General features: G+C 41.5%; 17 protein-coding genes. 16 read left to right on the forward strand and 1 reads right to left on the reverse strand.

Translation table 11 applies throughout. The features are described from left to right. Positions 1 to 12 precede the first annotated feature (12 nt). From PSE72_RS17380 to tatC, 13 genes are all read left to right on the forward strand, one after another. Positions 13 to 780: a DeoR/GlpR family DNA-binding transcription regulator gene (locus PSE72_RS17380; protein WP_004914906.1), complete on the forward strand. Its 768-nt coding sequence runs from the start codon at positions 13 to 15 to the stop codon at positions 778 to 780. Between the two features lie 63 nt (positions 781 to 843). Beyond that, positions 844 to 1,803: a D-erythronate dehydrogenase gene (gene denD / locus PSE72_RS17385; protein WP_115166568.1), complete on the forward strand. Its 960-nt coding sequence runs from the start codon at positions 844 to 846 to the stop codon at positions 1,801 to 1,803. 10 nt (positions 1,804 to 1,813) lie between these two features. Next, positions 1,814 to 3,190 carry a GntP family permease gene (locus tag PSE72_RS17390; protein WP_004914902.1) on the forward strand — a complete coding sequence of 459 codons (1,377 nt, stop codon included), beginning with the start codon at positions 1,814 to 1,816 and terminating at the stop codon, positions 3,188 to 3,190. A gap of 289 nt (positions 3,191 to 3,479) precedes the next feature. Further along, positions 3,480 to 4,238 carry a uridine phosphorylase gene (gene udp, locus PSE72_RS17395; protein ID WP_004914901.1) on the forward strand — a complete coding sequence of 253 codons (759 nt, stop codon included), beginning with the start codon at positions 3,480 to 3,482 and terminating at the stop codon, positions 4,236 to 4,238. Positions 4,239 to 4,512: 274 nt separating this feature from the next. Continuing rightward, positions 4,513 to 5,295 carry a tyrosine-protein phosphatase gene (locus PSE72_RS17400; protein WP_109912574.1) on the forward strand — a complete coding sequence of 261 codons (783 nt, stop codon included), beginning with the start codon at positions 4,513 to 4,515 and terminating at the stop codon, positions 5,293 to 5,295. Between the two features lie 150 nt (positions 5,296 to 5,445). Continuing rightward, the gene (locus tag PSE72_RS17405; protein WP_004914898.1) at positions 5,446 to 5,976 is read left to right on the forward strand and encodes a DedA family protein; all 531 of its coding nucleotides are present in this window, start codon (positions 5,446 to 5,448) and stop codon (positions 5,974 to 5,976) included. Between the two features lie 107 nt (positions 5,977 to 6,083). Next, complete coding sequence (rmuC, locus tag PSE72_RS17410; protein WP_198642009.1) at positions 6,084 to 7,439, forward strand: DNA recombination protein RmuC; 1,356 nt, start codon at positions 6,084 to 6,086, stop codon at positions 7,437 to 7,439. Positions 7,440 to 7,514: 75 nt separating this feature from the next. Then, entirely contained in the window at positions 7,515 to 8,270 is a 756-nt protein-coding gene (gene ubiE / locus PSE72_RS17415) for a bifunctional demethylmenaquinone methyltransferase/2-methoxy-6-polyprenyl-1,4-benzoquinol methylase UbiE (protein WP_115166570.1), read from the forward strand. Position 8,271: 1 nt separating this feature from the next. Next, the gene (locus PSE72_RS17420; RefSeq protein ID WP_004914888.1) at positions 8,272 to 8,925 is read left to right on the forward strand and encodes a ubiquinone biosynthesis accessory factor UbiJ; all 654 of its coding nucleotides are present in this window, start codon (positions 8,272 to 8,274) and stop codon (positions 8,923 to 8,925) included. Further along, positions 8,912 to 10,546, forward strand: a complete 1,635-nt coding sequence (ubiB, locus tag PSE72_RS17425) for a ubiquinone biosynthesis regulatory protein kinase UbiB (RefSeq protein WP_004914885.1) — start codon at positions 8,912 to 8,914, stop codon at positions 10,544 to 10,546. Before PSE72_RS17420 ends, ubiB begins: the two co-directional genes overlap by 14 nt. 113 nt (positions 10,547 to 10,659) lie before the next feature. Beyond that, positions 10,660 to 10,941: a twin-arginine translocase TatA/TatE family subunit gene (gene tatA / locus PSE72_RS17430; RefSeq protein ID WP_004260812.1), complete on the forward strand. Its 282-nt coding sequence runs from the start codon at positions 10,660 to 10,662 to the stop codon at positions 10,939 to 10,941. A gap of 3 nt (positions 10,942 to 10,944) precedes the next feature. Next, positions 10,945 to 11,490, forward strand: coding sequence for a Sec-independent protein translocase protein TatB (tatB, locus tag PSE72_RS17435; protein WP_115166571.1), 546 nt, complete (start codon positions 10,945 to 10,947; stop codon positions 11,488 to 11,490). A 3-nt stretch (positions 11,491 to 11,493) separates the two neighbouring features. Next, entirely contained in the window at positions 11,494 to 12,261 is a 768-nt protein-coding gene (gene tatC / locus PSE72_RS17440) for a Sec-independent protein translocase subunit TatC (RefSeq protein WP_004914879.1), read from the forward strand. 77 nt (positions 12,262 to 12,338) lie between these two features. Here the strand turns inward: tatC and rfaH are convergent, their stop codons facing one another. Next, positions 12,339 to 12,833 (reverse strand): transcription/translation regulatory transformer protein RfaH, encoded by a 495-nt coding sequence (gene rfaH, locus PSE72_RS17445; protein WP_115166572.1) that lies wholly within the window; start codon positions 12,831 to 12,833, stop codon positions 12,339 to 12,341. 165 nt (positions 12,834 to 12,998) lie between these two features. Here rfaH and pepE point away from each other — a divergent pair, with 165 nt between their 5' ends. From pepE to fre, 3 genes are all read left to right on the forward strand, one after another. Beyond that, positions 12,999 to 13,724, forward strand: a complete 726-nt coding sequence (gene pepE / locus PSE72_RS17450) for a dipeptidase PepE (protein ID WP_109912570.1) — start codon at positions 12,999 to 13,001, stop codon at positions 13,722 to 13,724. Positions 13,725 to 13,836: 112 nt separating this feature from the next. Then, positions 13,837 to 15,312, forward strand: a complete 1,476-nt coding sequence (gene ubiD / locus PSE72_RS17455; RefSeq protein ID WP_004914873.1) for a 4-hydroxy-3-polyprenylbenzoate decarboxylase — start codon at positions 13,837 to 13,839, stop codon at positions 15,310 to 15,312. A 10-nt stretch (positions 15,313 to 15,322) separates the two neighbouring features. Further along, positions 15,323 to 16,024 (forward strand): NAD(P)H-flavin reductase, encoded by a 702-nt coding sequence (gene fre, locus PSE72_RS17460; protein WP_115166573.1) that lies wholly within the window; start codon positions 15,323 to 15,325, stop codon positions 16,022 to 16,024. Positions 16,025 to 16,042: the final 18 nt, after the last annotated feature.

Consider the following 16,042-nt stretch of genomic DNA (forward strand, 5'->3'; position numbering starts at 1 on the left):
TTAGGAGAACCTATGCTCCCTTCTGAGCGTCGTGATTTTATTTACCGTTACGTGCATGAACATCAAACCGTATCGATCAGTGATTTGGTTGAGCTAATGAATGTCTCTCATATGACAGTGCGACGTGATATTCGGATGTTAGAAGAAGAAGGGAAGGTACTCAGTATCAGTGGTGGAGTTAAGCTAAATGATGTGTTGCGCCAAGAGCTACCTTGGAGTGAAAAGGCGCGGTTGCATCATCGCCATAAGCGTGAAATTGGTCAGTTTGCCAGCTCATTAGTTGAAGATGGGCAAGTGGTGTATCTCGATGCAGGAACCACCACTTTTGAGATAGCGCGCGTACTCGGTGAGCGTTTTAACTTAACGATTGTCACTAATGATTTTTCGATTATGCAGTACTTAATGAATAAATCGCAGCTAAACCTATACCACACCGGGGGATTGGTGGATAAACGTAACCATTCTAGTGTAGGAAATACGGCCGCGATGATGCTGAAAACACTCAATGTTGATATTGCTTTTATCAGCACTAGCTCATGGGATTTACAGCACGGGGTTTCTACCCCACATGAAGAAAAAGTTCAGATAAAACAAACGCTATTAGATGTTGCCCGTCGCTGTGTACTGGTTTCAGACAGTAGCAAATTCGGCAAATATGGCATGTTTCGTGTTTGCCCATTGAATCAATTGCACGACATCATTTGCGATGACCAGTTGCCAGCTGATGTGGTGCAGCGGATAACAGAACAAAACATAAAACTTCATTTAATCAAGACATAAAACATAAATAATCTTACCTAAAACTGCATAGCCAGCTAAAAGGCTATAGCAAGGAGAATTACAATGAAAGTTATTATTACTGGTGGCGCAGGCTTTCTGGGCCAGCAGCTAGCCGCTGCTTTGCTTAAAAATAGCCAGGGTTTAAAATTTGACCACCTTGTTTTAGCCGATATTCAATGCCCTACATCACCGGTTGAAGATGCCAGAGTCAGTTGCGTTGCGTTAGATTTAACGCAAGCAGGCGCGGCTGATAAACTGATCGATGCACAAACCGACGTGGTTTTCCACCTTGCCGCTATCGTAAGTAGTCACGCTGAAAGTGACTTTGACTTGGGTATGAAGGTTAACTTCGAAGCTACTCGCCAATTATTGGAAGTCGCTCGAGCCAAGAACCCAGCAATCAAATTTATGTTCACCAGTTCTCTTGCCGTGTTTGGTGGTGAGCTACCGGATGTCATCACAGACTTGTGTGTCGTTAACCCGCAATCGTCCTATGGCGCTCAAAAAGCGATGTGTGAACTGATGGTCAATGACTATTCACGTAAAGGCTTTGTTGATGGCCGTGTGATGCGTTTACCCACCATTAGTATTCGTCCTGGTGTACCCAATAAAGCGGCGTCTTCATTCGCAAGCGGCATTATTCGTGAGCCATTAAATGGGATTGAAAGTGTTTGCCCTGTCTCCCCTGACCTTGCGCTATGGTTATCTAGCCCTGAAACCGTGATTAACAACTTTATTCATGCGGTCAGTATCCCTGCTGAGAAATTCGGTAAATCTCGCACTGTGAACCTACCAGGTATTACGGTTACTGTTCAAGGCATGATTGATGCCCTGCGTGATGTTGCAGGCCAAGAAGCGGTGGATCTTATTCGTTTTGAACCAGATGAAGCTATTAACCGCATTGTGGCGAGCTGGCCGGGTAAATTTGATATCAGCCGTGCATTGGATCTCGGTTTCCGTGCCGATGGCTCATTTGGTGATGCGATCCGTTCGTTTATCACTCACCACGGCTCGTCTAAGTAGGAGATAGCCTATGTCCTATATTCCTGTTATTGGCCTCGCAGTGGCCATATTTGTCCTGATCTTTTTAGTATTACGAACGCGTGTTCACGCGTTATTAGCCATGCTAATAGCTGCAGCAATCGCTGGTGTATCTGGTGGTTTGACCGCCGCAGAGACAGTGACAGTCATTACAAAAGGCTTTGGGTCAACACTCGGTAGCATCGGTATTGTTATCGGACTCGGGGTAATGATGGGAAGGGTGCTGGAAGTTTCAGGTGCTGCTGAACAAATCGCTTATAGCTTTATCAAATGGTTAGGTAAAAAGCGTGAAGAATGGGCGTTAGCGATTACGGGTTATATTGTTAGTATTCCTATCTTCGTTGACTCTGCTTTTGTGATTTTATACCCATTGGCAAAAGCATTAGCCAAAAATGGTAAACGTAGCATACTAACTTTAGGCGTTGCACTCGCTGGTGGGCTAGTGGTGACACACCACACCGTTCCACCAACACCAGGGCCTTTAGGCGTGGCAGGGATTTTTGGTGTCGATGTTGGCGCCATGATCCTAGCGGGTATGAGTCTGGCTATTCCTTGTGTTATCGGTATTGTGTTTTACGCAAAATGGTTAGGGACTAAGTACCCTGAATTTATGCCAGATGAAACGGGCAGCGAAGACCTGAAAGAAGTTCACGCTCGTTATATGGAAGAAAAAGCGAATAAGCCATTACCAAGCCTGTTCTTATCGCTTTTACCGATTATCACACCTATTTTGTTAATTTTTATCAATGCTATCAATGGATTAATTCTCAAAACAGAATCTTTCCAAGGTATGGAAAGTAATTGGTATTTCCAAACATTTGAATTCTTAGGCGCACCAATTATTGCATTATCAATTAGTGTGTTGATCTCTGTTTACACATTAATGCCAAAAGCAACAAAAGAAGAAGTCATCGACCGTATGGAAGAAGGCTTACAAGCAGCGGGTATTATCCTGCTAGTTACGGGAGCGGGTGGTGCATTAGGTGCGGTACTGCGTGATAGTGGCACAGGAAATATTCTTGCTGAACATGTTGCAAATCTGCCGATTACACCAGTATTGATTCCGTTTATCATCGCGACATTGGTTCGTTTGATTCAAGGTTCGGGTACGGTAGCAATGATTACCGCAGCATCTATTTCTGCGCCAATCATTAGCCAAATACCGGATATTAACTTATTGGTCGCGGCGCAAGCGGCAACCATGGGGTCTCTGTTCTTCGGTTACTTCAACGACAGCCTATATTGGGTGGTGAACAGAATGATGGGAATTAAGGATGTTAAACAACAAATGATTGTTTGGTCTATTCCGACCACCATTGCGTGGGCGATAGGTCTAGTTGGTGTCCTCGTTCTTGATGTAATTCTCTAACATAGCGTTATCAGTTTTAGTTCTGCCAAATAATCAAAGCGCCCAGCAATTAGGGGCGCTTTTGTCGTTATACCAAACTTTCATCTATACTGATGGCAATGGAATTCAAAGAGAAATAAAATTCATGAATTTATGTGATGTAAATCACTAAATAATGAAATCAATCTTTTATTGTTTTCATTAAAAGTGATATTCATCACTAAAAAAATATCGTTTTCTCGCTATATTACAAATAACGATTAATCAGTATTGACTGATTTAATGATGCCATTGTGTAAAGGAGTTTGAAATGTCTGACGTTTTCCACTTAGGTTTAAAGAAAAGTGACTTACAGGGTGCGACCGTAGCGATTGTTCCTGGGGATCCTAACCGTGTTGAAAAAATTGCACGTCTGATGGATAACCCTGTACACCTTGCGTCATTACGTGAATACACCTCTTGGCGTGGTGAGCTTGACGGAAAAGCTGTCATTGTTTGTTCAACCGGTATCGGTGGTCCATCAACGTCAATTGCAGTTGAAGAACTTGCACAGCTTGGTATCCGTACTTTCTTACGTATTGGTACAACAGGTGCAATCCAAGAAGATATCAATGTCGGTGATGTTCTGGTGACAACTGGGGCAGTGCGCCTAGACGGTGCTAGTCAACACTTCGCACCATTAGAATACCCAGCTGTTGCTGATTTTGACTGTACTAATGCGCTTTATGCTGCAGCGAAAGACGCAGGTGCGACCGTTCATGTTGGTGTTACTGCATCATCTGATACCTTCTACCCAGGTCAAGAGCGTTATGATACCTATACTGGCCGTGTGATGCGTCATTTCAGAGGTTCGATGAAAGAGTGGCAAGACATGGGCGTAATGAACTATGAAATGGAATCAGCCACATTGCTGACTATGTGTTCTAGTAGTAAAGGGTTACGTGCTGGTATGGTTGCGGGTGTTATCGTGAATCGTACCCAACAAGAAATTCCAAATGAAGCGTTACTGAAGAAAACGGAAGGTAACGTATTAAGTATTGTGGTTGAAGCTGCGCGCCGCTTACTGTAGTCCGTGATTTACTGGCCCGTTTACTTGACTTTCACTCGGTTGTGGACAAAAAGTAAGCGGGCTTAGTCCCTTTATCCATTTTTCATTTCTCTTTATTTCCTCGATAGATTTGACAATTACTAATCAATTTACAGGAAATATTCTGATCCTCTTATTTGCTAGATCTGTTATTGTCATAAAAACAATTATCAATATTATGTGCCCTTAAATTATTCAGGTTACGTTTATTTTATGGCTAACAGGAATGAAAGCTATAGGGCGAAAAGGAATTATTATGTCAACAACACCTTATCTTCATCCTTCTGTTCTACCTTTGAAGGGCGGTATTAACTTCCGTGACCTCGGTGGTAAAAAACTTGCTAACGGTGGCAAAATTAAGCCCGGTGTCCTGTTTCGTTCCGGTGCGTTAGACCGATTAACACAGGAAGACGAAGCGGTTTTGCGTTCACAAAATCTTTTCCAAATCATTGACTATCGTGATGAAGCTGAAATCTTAGATAAGCCTGATGTCATTTGGCAAGGAGCGCATTATGTGCATGCGCCAGCAAATCCGTTAGCCAAAGAAGTCACCGCAAATTTAGATAAATTAACGCCAGAGATATTGGAACAATTTGATCCGCAAGCCTTTATGTTTCGTTTATATGAATTGTTACCACTGAACAACCCCGCTTATCATCAATTGGTCAATTTACTCAAACAACCAGAAAAAGGTGGCATAGTACAACACTGTGCTGTAGGAAAAGACCGTACGGGCGTCGGGTCCGCATTGGTGTTATTTGCTTTAGGTGCAGATTTAGACACCGTAATGGAAGATTACTTACTGACTAATGAAACACTTGCACCTTACCGCAAACACTTACTTGAAGAGCATGCAAAAACGATGGACGAAAGCATCGTGAAAAAATTTGAGTATGTCTATTCGGTACGTGAAGACTTCTTGAGAACAGCACTAAACAGTATTGAAAGCCAGTATGGCAATGTTGACCAATGGCTAGAAAAAGACTTTGGTTTAGGAAGGCAGCAACGAGAAGTACTGCAAAGCCAGTTTCTGGACTAAGTTGCTCTAATTGGAATATGAGTTGTCGGATAATCCGTTTTTCTTTATCCACAACTCGGTTTTCCCAAAGGTGTTTTTGCTTTGTTTAACTTTGATTTACCACTTTTTCGTTACAGTATTCTGATTATCCCCTAATGAAAGGAACTGACCGTGACACTCAATGAAATTGTCACCATAGTGACGGACTTTACACGCGAACATGAAGTATGGGCGCTTCCTATTATTTTCTTTCTGGCTTTTGGGGAATCTCTGGCATTTTTGTCGCTTCTGTTACCTGCAACGGTTATTTTACTCGCACTCGGTGCTTTGATTGGTGAAAGTAATATTACTTTCTGGCCAATATGGTTAGCAGCAGCACTCGGCGCTTTCTTTGGGGACTGGCTTTCTTATTGGTTTGGTTATCATTACAAAGAAAATGTACGCCATATGTGGCCGATTTCTCGTAACCCGCAAATGATTGATAAAGGGCAGCGTTTCTTTGACCGATGGGGTATTTGGGGCATTTTCTTTGGGCGCTTCTTCGGGCCTTTGCGAGCCATTGTTCCCTTGGTTGCAGGGATTTGCGCCATGCCACAACGGCATTTCCAACTCGCTAATATCGCTTCTGCGATGATTTGGGCATTTGGTATTCTAGCGCCTGGGGCATTAGGCTTGAAATGGTTTGCGAGCTGGATAGGCTAAGCTTGCGAAGCGCTTCGCAAAATTTTCTTCCATGGCTAAATTACCTCTGGACACTTATACAGTATCCCATTACCTTACACTAGACTTTGTAAAGTAAGGATTTAACCGTGGATACCTCTCTTTTATATGCTGTTATTGGTGCGTTGAGTGGCGTTTTAGTTGGTGGCTTGGCAACGTGGTTCTCTATTGCCCAAAAAATTACGCAAAAAGATCAGGAACTGCAACAACTCAACCGCCAACTTGCGGCAAGTGACGAAAAAAATATTCACCTTGCGCAATGGAAAGAAGAATACGAAAGGCTAGATCAAGAGCTGCGTACTCAAAGGGATATTAACCGAGAACAAGAAGCAGAGCTTCGCGAGGTAATCACTCGTTTTGAACAGAACCAGCTAGCCAACGAAGAAAAACAGCGTATTTTACAAAATAGTGAACAACGGCTGACAGCACAATTCGAAAACTTAGCTAACCGTATTTTTGAACAGAATGAGCGTCGTGCATCTGAGCAACAACAAAAAAGCCTATTGGCGATGTTGTCACCTTTTCGCGAGCAATTAGAAGGTTTTCGTCAGCAAGTTCAACAAAGTTTTGGTGAGGAAGCCAAAGAGCGCCACACTTTAGCCTATGAAATTCGGCAATTACAGCAGCTCAATAATCAAATGACCAAAGAGGCCGTTAACCTGACACGAGCGCTGAAAGGGGATAACAAAATTCAAGGGAACTGGGGGGAAACCATTCTTACTCGGATCCTCGAAGTCTCAGGTTTACGTGAGGGAAGTGAATTTGAAACCCAAGTTAGTATCAATACAAGTTATAATAGCCGTTATCAACCGGATGTGATTATTCACCTTCCAGAAGGGAAAGATGTGGTTGTTGATGCAAAAATGTCGCTGGTTTCCTATGAACATTACTTCAATAGCGAAGATCCACATGAACAGCAACAAGCGTTAAAAAATCATGTGGCATCTATCCGTAATCACATGCGTATGTTGAGTCGTAAAGATTACCACCAGTTACCGGGAATTCGTTCACTGGATTACGTTTTAATGTTTATCCCTATTGAACCTGCGTATTTACTGGCTTTGAAAGAAGCTCCCGAGTTACTTGATGAAGGAATTAAACAGAATATTATGTTAGTTTGTCCTTCAACATTGCTAGTCGCAGTGAGAACGATTAATAATATTTGGCGGTATGAACGCCAAGGGCAAAATGCTCAGGAGATAGCAAATAGAGCAGCAAAAATGTATGACAAGCTGCGTTTGTTTGTAGATGATATGCAGGTTTTAGGCACCAGTCTTGATAAAGCAAATAATACTTACCTATCGGCAATGAAGCGTCTTGCTCAAGGGCGTGGAAATTTAATTAGCCAGGCGGAAAGTTTTAAAGAGCTAGGGGTCGAAATAAAGCAACCTATCCAGCCTCAATTGGTTGAGCAGTCTGATACGCCTAATTGTGCGGAATCTTAGACTTCTGATAGGGTTTTGGCTCAAAGACTGTTACACTTCCTACAAAAGTTTGAATGATAAGCAGGCATAAGAGAAATGACTGAACCAACTAAAGAAACCATTGATTTCGGTTTCCGTACTGTCGGCAAAGAAGATAAAGCTGGCCTAGTAGCGAATGTTTTTCACTCAGTAGCATCAAAATATGACTTAATGAATGATTTGATGTCGTTTGGTATTCATCGTATTTGGAAGCGTTTTACCATTGAGGCGAGCGGAGTACGTCGTAATCAGCGAGTACTTGACCTTGCGGGTGGAACGGGTGACTTAACCGCTAAATTTTCACGTTTAGTGGGCGAAAAAGGCGAAGTCATACTCGCAGACATTAATGATTCAATGCTAAAAATGGGGCGTGAGAAATTACGTGATCTTGGTATTGTCGGTAATGTTAATTACGTGCAAGCCAATGCGGAAGAGCTGCCATTCCCTGATAACTATTTTGACTGCATTACTATCTCTTTTGGTCTGCGTAATGTCACCGATAAAGACAAAGCGCTACGCTCTATGTTCCGAGTGTTGAAGCCAGGTGGGCGTTTATTGGTATTAGAGTTCTCAAAACCAGTTATTGAGCCACTGAATAAAGCTTATGATGCCTATTCATTCCATATACTCCCTCGTATTGGTCAAGCGATCGTTAATGATCCCGATAGCTATCGCTATTTAGCTGAATCAATCCGCATGCATCCAAACCAAGAAACACTAAAAGCTATGATGGAAAATGCAGGGTTTGAACAGGTTTCCTACACCAATATGACAGGTGGAATTGTCGCATTGCATAAAGGGTTTAAATTCTAAGATGGAAGCACCATCAACACATACCGAAAACCAAAATACAGTTTTGTATTCTTTGATCACAGCATTGATGGAAACCTCTCTTAACCACATGTTGTTCAAAGAAAAAGTTCTACAGCCGGCTAGGATGCGTTTGGCAGGCAAAGTTATGGCAATTGAACTTAAAGAACTGAATAAAACGTTGACGCTCGTTTTTGCTGAAAATCATGTTGATGTGTTAAGCCAGTGGGTTGAGCCTGCGGACTGTACCATTAAAACATCCATCTTCACGCTCGTTAAATTGAAAGACAAACAGCAATTATCTCAACTTATCAATCGTGGTGATATCGTGATTGAAGGGGATATGCAAATTGTACAGCACTGGTCTTCTTTGCTTGACCTAGCAATTTGGAACCCTGCTCATTATCTGTCTCCTTACATTGGTGATGTTGCAGCAGAGGGCCTTAGTAAGTTTCTGAATAAAGGTGTTTGTCTTGCATCTCATTTAGTAAAACGGCAAAAAACGTATATCAAAGACGCCATTGTTGAAGAATGGAAAATGGCACCTAGCCAGCTTGAACTCGCTCATTTTAGTGATGAGGTCGAGCAAGTGGAATATTCAATGAGTGCGCTTGAGCAACGGTTAAGCCAGTTGGAGGAGAAGCATGACACCCGGTGAAATAAAACGACTTTACTTCATTATTCGGGTTTTTCTCTCTTACGGATTAGATGAGTTAATCCCCAAAATTAAACTAACGTTACCATTAAGAATTGGTCGCTTAGGTTTCTTTTGGATCAGAAATAAGCATAAAGACAAAGCATTGGGTGAAAGGCTTCGTCTCGCTCTACAAGAACTCGGGCCGGTTTGGATCAAATTTGGTCAAATGTTATCGACTCGTCGAGATCTTTTCCCACCCGCAATCGCAGATCAACTTTCGCTATTGCAAGACAAAGTGGCGAGTTTTGATGGCAAACTGGCACGAAGCTATATTGAAGAATCCCTCGAAGGCCCTTTAGAACAATGGTTTGATGATTTTGATGAACAAGCTTTAGCTTCTGCATCTATTGCTCAGGTTCATACCGCAACGTTAAAAGAAAATGGCAAAGATGTTGTCATCAAAGTTATTCGCCCTGATATTCTGCCAATTATTAAAGCTGACATTAAATTAATGTACCGCATTGCCAATTGGGTTCCGTTGTTGCCAGATGGGCGGCGGTTAAGACCAAAAGAAGTCGTGCGTGAATACGAAAAAACGTTGATTGATGAGCTTAATTTGCTCCGTGAATCAGCAAATGCCATTCAGCTTCGTCGTAATTTTGAAAACAGCGCCATGCTGTATGTGCCAGAGGTCTATCCAGATTATTGTCGTGAAAATGTGATGGTCATGGAGCGTATCTACGGGATCCCAGTTTCTGATATTGCTGCGCTTAAAGCGCAAGGAACCAATATGAAACTGCTGGCAGAGCGTGGTGTTAAAGTCTTCTTTACACAAGTTTTTCGCGACAGTTTTTTCCATGCAGATATGCATCCAGGAAATATCTTTGTTAGCTACGATCATCCAGAAGATCCTCAATACATAGGGATAGACTGTGGAATAGTCGGTTCATTGAACAAAGAAGACAAACGTTATTTGGCAGAAAACTTTATTGCGTTTTTTAATCGTGATTACCGCAAAGTAGCAGAACTACACGTTGACTCAGGCTGGGTTCCTTCAGACACGAATGTGGAAGACTTTGAGTTTGCTATCCGTACGGTATGTGAACCTATTTTTGAAAAACCATTGGCTGAAATTTCATTTGGGCAAGTGTTATTGAATTTATTTAATACAGCACGTCGTTTCAACATGGAAGTTCAGCCACAGTTGGTATTATTACAAAAAACATTATTGTATGTTGAAGGGTTAGGTCGGCAGCTTTACCCGCAGCTTGATCTCTGGAAAACAGCAAAACCATTCCTTGAGGATTGGGTTCATAGCCAAGTAGGGATACCTGCAATTACTCAAGCATTAAAAGAAAAGGCACCGTATTGGGCAGAAAAAATGCCTGAAATTCCTGATTTAATTTATGGTGCATTACGGCAACATAAGTACTTACAATCAAACATAGACCAACTAACGCAACAACTGAAAAGTCAGCGTAATAAACAACGTAAATCTCAGTACCTTTTAGGTATAGGTGCCACATTTATTCTTTGTGGGAGTATGTTCCTTATTTCGAATCTCACCCCGTTTGGTATTGTGTTTATGGTGGCAGGAGCACTGTCTTGGTTGTTTGGTTGGTGTAAAACAGGCGGAAATTAAGTAAACTTTGTTTTGCGACAAGTTTATAAGGCTGTGAACATTTCCGTATTTTGTGTTGGTTGTATATAATAGATCTAACAACAATTGATCCCAAAACTATAGAGGTATTAACAATGGAATCAACTATTGCAATGGCTGCTTTCGGTAGTCCTTGGCAACTCATTATCATTGCTTTGCTTATTATTTTAATTTTCGGCACCAAAAAATTGCGTTCTTTAGGCTCGGATTTGGGGGAGTCACTCAAAGGCTTTAAAAAAGCAATGAATGATGACGAAAAAGCAAAAGCAGAACAAGAAAAGCAAGATGCTGACTTCGCACCTAAAAATATTACTGAACAACAGGCTGCTGAAAAGAAAGAAAGCCCAGTTGAGAGCAAAAACAAAGAGCAGGGTTAAACCGTGTTTGACATAGGTTTTAGTGAACTGTTGCTTGTTGCAGTTATTGGTCTCGTTGTATTAGGCCCTGAGCGGTTACCAGTGGCAGTGAGAACTGTCGCTGGGTGGATCCGTGCGATGCGCTCTATGGCTGCAAATGTACAAAACGAGTTATCGCAAGAATTAAAGCTGCAAGAGCTACAAGAAACGCTGAAAAAGGTGGAAGAAAAAGCTAATTTAGAAGCGCTTTCTCCGGAACTTAAGCAGTCTATGGAAGAACTGCGTACAGCGGCACAATCGCTTAAAAGCGATTACCAAGCGACAACTAATGATATTGAAACAGAGTTAAACAAAGCAAAAGAGATCACTGACAGTTACGATAGTGCTGTAAAGGAAGCGAAAGATAATACTCAGCAACCTGAAGAGTCTGATCCAAACCCTGAACATGCAGCTAAAATGGCGGCAGTTGTTGAGGAGGAGCAGAAACCGGAAGGTTCAGCCGCTGTGAAAACAGTAGAATCACTCGATGCTAATGTAAAAAACTCTAATCAAACTGAAAGTGAAAAATAACACATGGCTGTAAATGATACACAACCACTTATTAGCCACCTCATTGAACTTCGTAAACGGCTACTCAACTGTTTAATTACAGTTTTAATTGTTTTTGCTGCGCTTGCTTATTTTTCAAATGATATCTATCGGCTGGTTGCAGCTCCTTTGATTGATAAGCTGCCAGTAGGTTCGCAAATGAGTGCGACGGATGTGGCGTCTACATTCTTTACCCCAATTAAATTGACAATGATGGTTTCGGTTTTTGTATCGATCCCAGTTATTCTCTATCAAATATGGGCTTTCATTGCACCTGCCTTATACAAGCATGAACGTAAACTCATGTTGCCTTTGCTTGTTTCAAGTAGTTTCTTGTTTTATTTGGGAATGGCATTTGCCTACTTCGTTGTTTTTCCGCTCGCATTTGGTTTCTTTGTTAAAACAACCCCAGATAGCGTTAACTTTATCCCAGATATCAGTAAATACCTTAGTTTCGTCATGACATTATTCATGGCTTTTGGTGCTGCATTTGAAGTCCCTATTGCAATTATTTTACTGTGTTGGACAGGCGTCACTACACCTGAGGCCCTAAAACGTAAACGTCCTTATATTTTAGTCGGGGCATTTATCGTTGGGATGTTTTTAACGCCGCCTGATGTTCTCTCTCAAACTTTACTTGCTGTTCCTATGTATTTGCTCTTTGAGCTCGGTGTTTTACTATCCAATTTCTATGTTGGCAAAGGTAGAAATCGACAAGAAGGCGCAGAGGAAGAAGAAAAAGAAGAGTCCTAATTTGCGTTAACCTATCGTTATTCAATACAGAATGATGAAAAGCCCTCTAAGAAGGGCTTTTTTATTACCTAAAATGCTCAATCTGTATTTTTTTTAAACTGTTTATTATCAACTACTTTGGGGACGCTTTTATTTAAAATATTCAGCAAAAGAATAGAACGGTACTCACCATTAGGTTCAGCAAAAATAGCTTGCACCCCCGCAAAAATACCTTCGGTAATAGTCACTTGGTCACCATGCTTTGGTATATCTGGCGCGACGGAATAACTAATAGGGGTTTGTTGTAGGAGTTCAATAATCTCTTCAGGGACTTCCGTCGGCAATTGGCCAAAACGAATAAAATGGCTGACCCCTCTCGTTGACTGGATTGTTGTCGTATGAATTTCATTATGATCAAATTTCACAAATAAGTAATTTGGAAACAGAGCTTCTTGCACAGTCGTTCTTTTTCCTCTAACCACTTTTTCCATTTCAGTCATGGGCGTCATACAAACAACATTCTGTCGATTTAAATGCTCCATAGCGCGTTCAATTTGGCCTCGTTTGCAATAAAGCAAATACCATTTTTCCATTTTTTTGAATTCCATCTGACAAAACTATGTTTATGATAACAAATTACGACATAACAATGTGACTAATGAATAACAGCACCATATCATTGATATTCATCAGTCTATATTAATCGAATATAGTCTTATGATAACTGTAATGCAAAAACCAAATCAGTAGGAGACATAATGGATATCTTTTTGTTGAGTAACGGCAAGCTACCAGGCAACCCTGTATGGCTAAGCTACGCTTTACCTCGAATCAAAGAAATGATTGCTCGTAAGAACATAAAGTCAGCGGTTTTGGTTCCTTATGCAGTTCTTCGTGGCTCACATGACGAAAGAGCAGAGCAGCTTTCCGAAGCGTTGGGAATAAAAGTTACATCAATTGAGCATTTTTCTAGCCCAGTGGACGCGATTGAGCAGGCAGAATGCATTCTTGTAAGTGGCGGCAATACTTGGTGGTTGAATAAATGCCTACATGAGAATGGGTTGATCGTTGCGATTCAACGCGCAGTTCGTGAACGTGGCGTGCCATATATCGGCTGGAGCGCAGGATGTAATGTAGCGACACCAAGTATTCGTACTACGAATGATATGCCTGTGAGTAACGCAGCAATTATGCCATCTTTAGGGCTATTCCCATTACAAATTAATCCTCATTATATTGATGCTCACATCTCTGGTCATATGGGAGAAACTCGTGATGAGCGATTACAAGAATTTTGTGTGATTAATCCTCATGAAGTTGTTGTTGCGCTCAGGGAAGGAAGTGGGTTACAAATTAAAGGTAATGAACTTCATTATTTCAGCGGAAAAGATGAAGGTTTTAAACTATTTCAGCATAATAAAACATTCTCAGAGCAATTTAATACATTACTATTAGAAAAATTAGTCCCTTTTGATTGCCAGTAAAATGGTATACTAAACCAGAAAAAGATTGATTTTTAAGTGCTTTAGACAGTAACTTGTAACCTTGGCCGGACGTCTTATAATGGGACTCCCTCTGTAACAGTAAAAGAAGATAATGAAATACCGTGACCTTAGAGATTTCATCTCGCAACTTGAAAAACAAGGCGAGCTAAAACGCATTACAATGGAAGTCGACCCCTATTTGGAAATGACAGAAATTGCAGATCGTACACTAAGAGCAGGGGGACCGGCCCTATTATTTGAAAATCCCAAAGGCTATAACATGCCTGTCTTGTGTAACCTGTTTGGAACAACTAAACGTGTTGCGATGGGGATGGGGCAAGAAGATATAAAAGCTTTACATGAAGTAGGCAAATTACTGGCGTTTCTGAAAGAGCCTGATCCACCGAAAGGTTTCCGTGACCTTTTTGATAAGCTTCCAAAATTTAAACAAGTGTTGAATATGCCAGCTAAACGGTTAAGCTCAGCGGCTTGTCAGGAACAAATTTGGGCAGGTGAAGACGTTGATCTCACAAAAATACCTGTTATGCATTGTTGGCCAGAAGATGCTGCCCCTCTAATTACATGGGGTCTGACGGTTACTAAAGGCCCACATAAAGAAAGGCAAAACTTAGGTATTTATCGTCAGCAAGTTCTTGGAAAAAATAAAGTTATTATGCGTTGGCTATCTCATCGCGGTGGTGCTTTGGATTTTCAAGAATGGTGCCAAGCACATCCCGGTGAAAAATTTCCTGTTGCAGTTGCCCTTGGTGCAGATCCTGCGACCATTTTAGGTGCGGTAACACCAGTTCCTGACACATTATCAGAGTACGCTTTTGCGGGGTTGTTGCGTGGTAATAAAACCGAGGTTGTTAAATGCATATCGAATGACCTCGAAGTTCCTGCTGGCGCTGAAATTATTTTAGAAGGGTATATTGAACCGGGTGAAATGGCCCCTGAAGGCCCTTATGGTGACCATACTGGTTATTATAATGAAATAGATAATTTCCCAGTATTTACTGTGACTCATGTGACTCAGCGTCGTGATGCAATTTATCATTCAACTTATACGGGAAGGCCACCAGATGAGCCCGCAGTATTAGGGGAAGCCTTAAACGAAGTCCTTGTTCCCATTCTTCAAAAACAATTCCCTGAAATTGTTGATTTTTATCTTCCTCCTGAAGGGTGCTCGTATCGTCTTGCCGTTGTGACAATGAAAAAACAATATGCAGGACATGCTAAAAGAGTCATGATGGGAGTCTGGTCATACCTGCGCCAATTCATGTACACTAAGTTTGTTATTGTTTGTGATGATGATATTAATGCACGAGACTGGAAAGATGTCATCTGGGCAATTACAACCCGTATGGATCCTGCTCGTGACACAGTAATGATGGAAAATACGCCCATAGATTATCTCGACTTCGCTTCTCCTGTATCAGGATTAGGCTCAAAAATGGGGCTTGATGCCACCAACAAATGGCCGGGTGAGACAGATCGTGAGTGGGGGCGTCCTATTGTAATGACAGAGAGCGTTAAATCTCGCATTGATGATATTTGGGAACAGTTAAATATTTTTGACACAAAATAAGAGGGAAACCATGGCAACTTTAAGCTGTAAAGTAACATCTGTTGAATCTATCACGGATACGGTTTATCGGGTGATTTTGTTGCCAGATGGTCCTTTTCATTTTAAAGCAGGTCAATATTTAATGGTCGTGATGGATGAGAGAGATAAGCGACCATTTTCAATGGCTTCTACACCGAATAATAAAGAAACTATTGAATTACATATTGGTGCTTCTGAGATTAATTTATACGCAATGGCTGTCATGGATAGAATTTTAGACCAGAAACGTATAAATATTGACATTCCTCACGGTAAAGCTTGGTTTCGGGAAAATAGCAGTAACGCAATGATCTTAATTGCAGGTGGAACCGGTTTTTCCTATACCCACTCTGTATTACTTGCAGCTTTAGCTGAAAACTCGGATCGTAATATCACTTTCTATTGGGGTGGTCGCCAATTGGAACACTTATATGACCTTGGTGAATTGCAGGCCCTCAGTGAAAATTACCCTAATTTGAAGATCACTCCAGTTGTAGAGCAACCAGACGAACTATGGCGTGGTAGAACAGGAACAGTCCTGAGCGCAGTATTAGAAGATTTTGGTGATTTATCCAGTCATGATATCTATATCGCAGGCCGCTTTGAAATGGCTAAAATAGCGAGAGAGCGGTTTTGTAGTGAGCGAGGAGCTAAGGCAGAACAACTCTTTGGAGATGCTTACGAATTCATTTAACCCGTCCTACTTCAAATT

The sequence above is a fragment of the Providencia sp. PROV116 genome, assembly GCF_028482485.1.
Lineage (GTDB): Bacteria > Pseudomonadota > Gammaproteobacteria > Enterobacterales > Enterobacteriaceae > Providencia > Providencia rettgeri.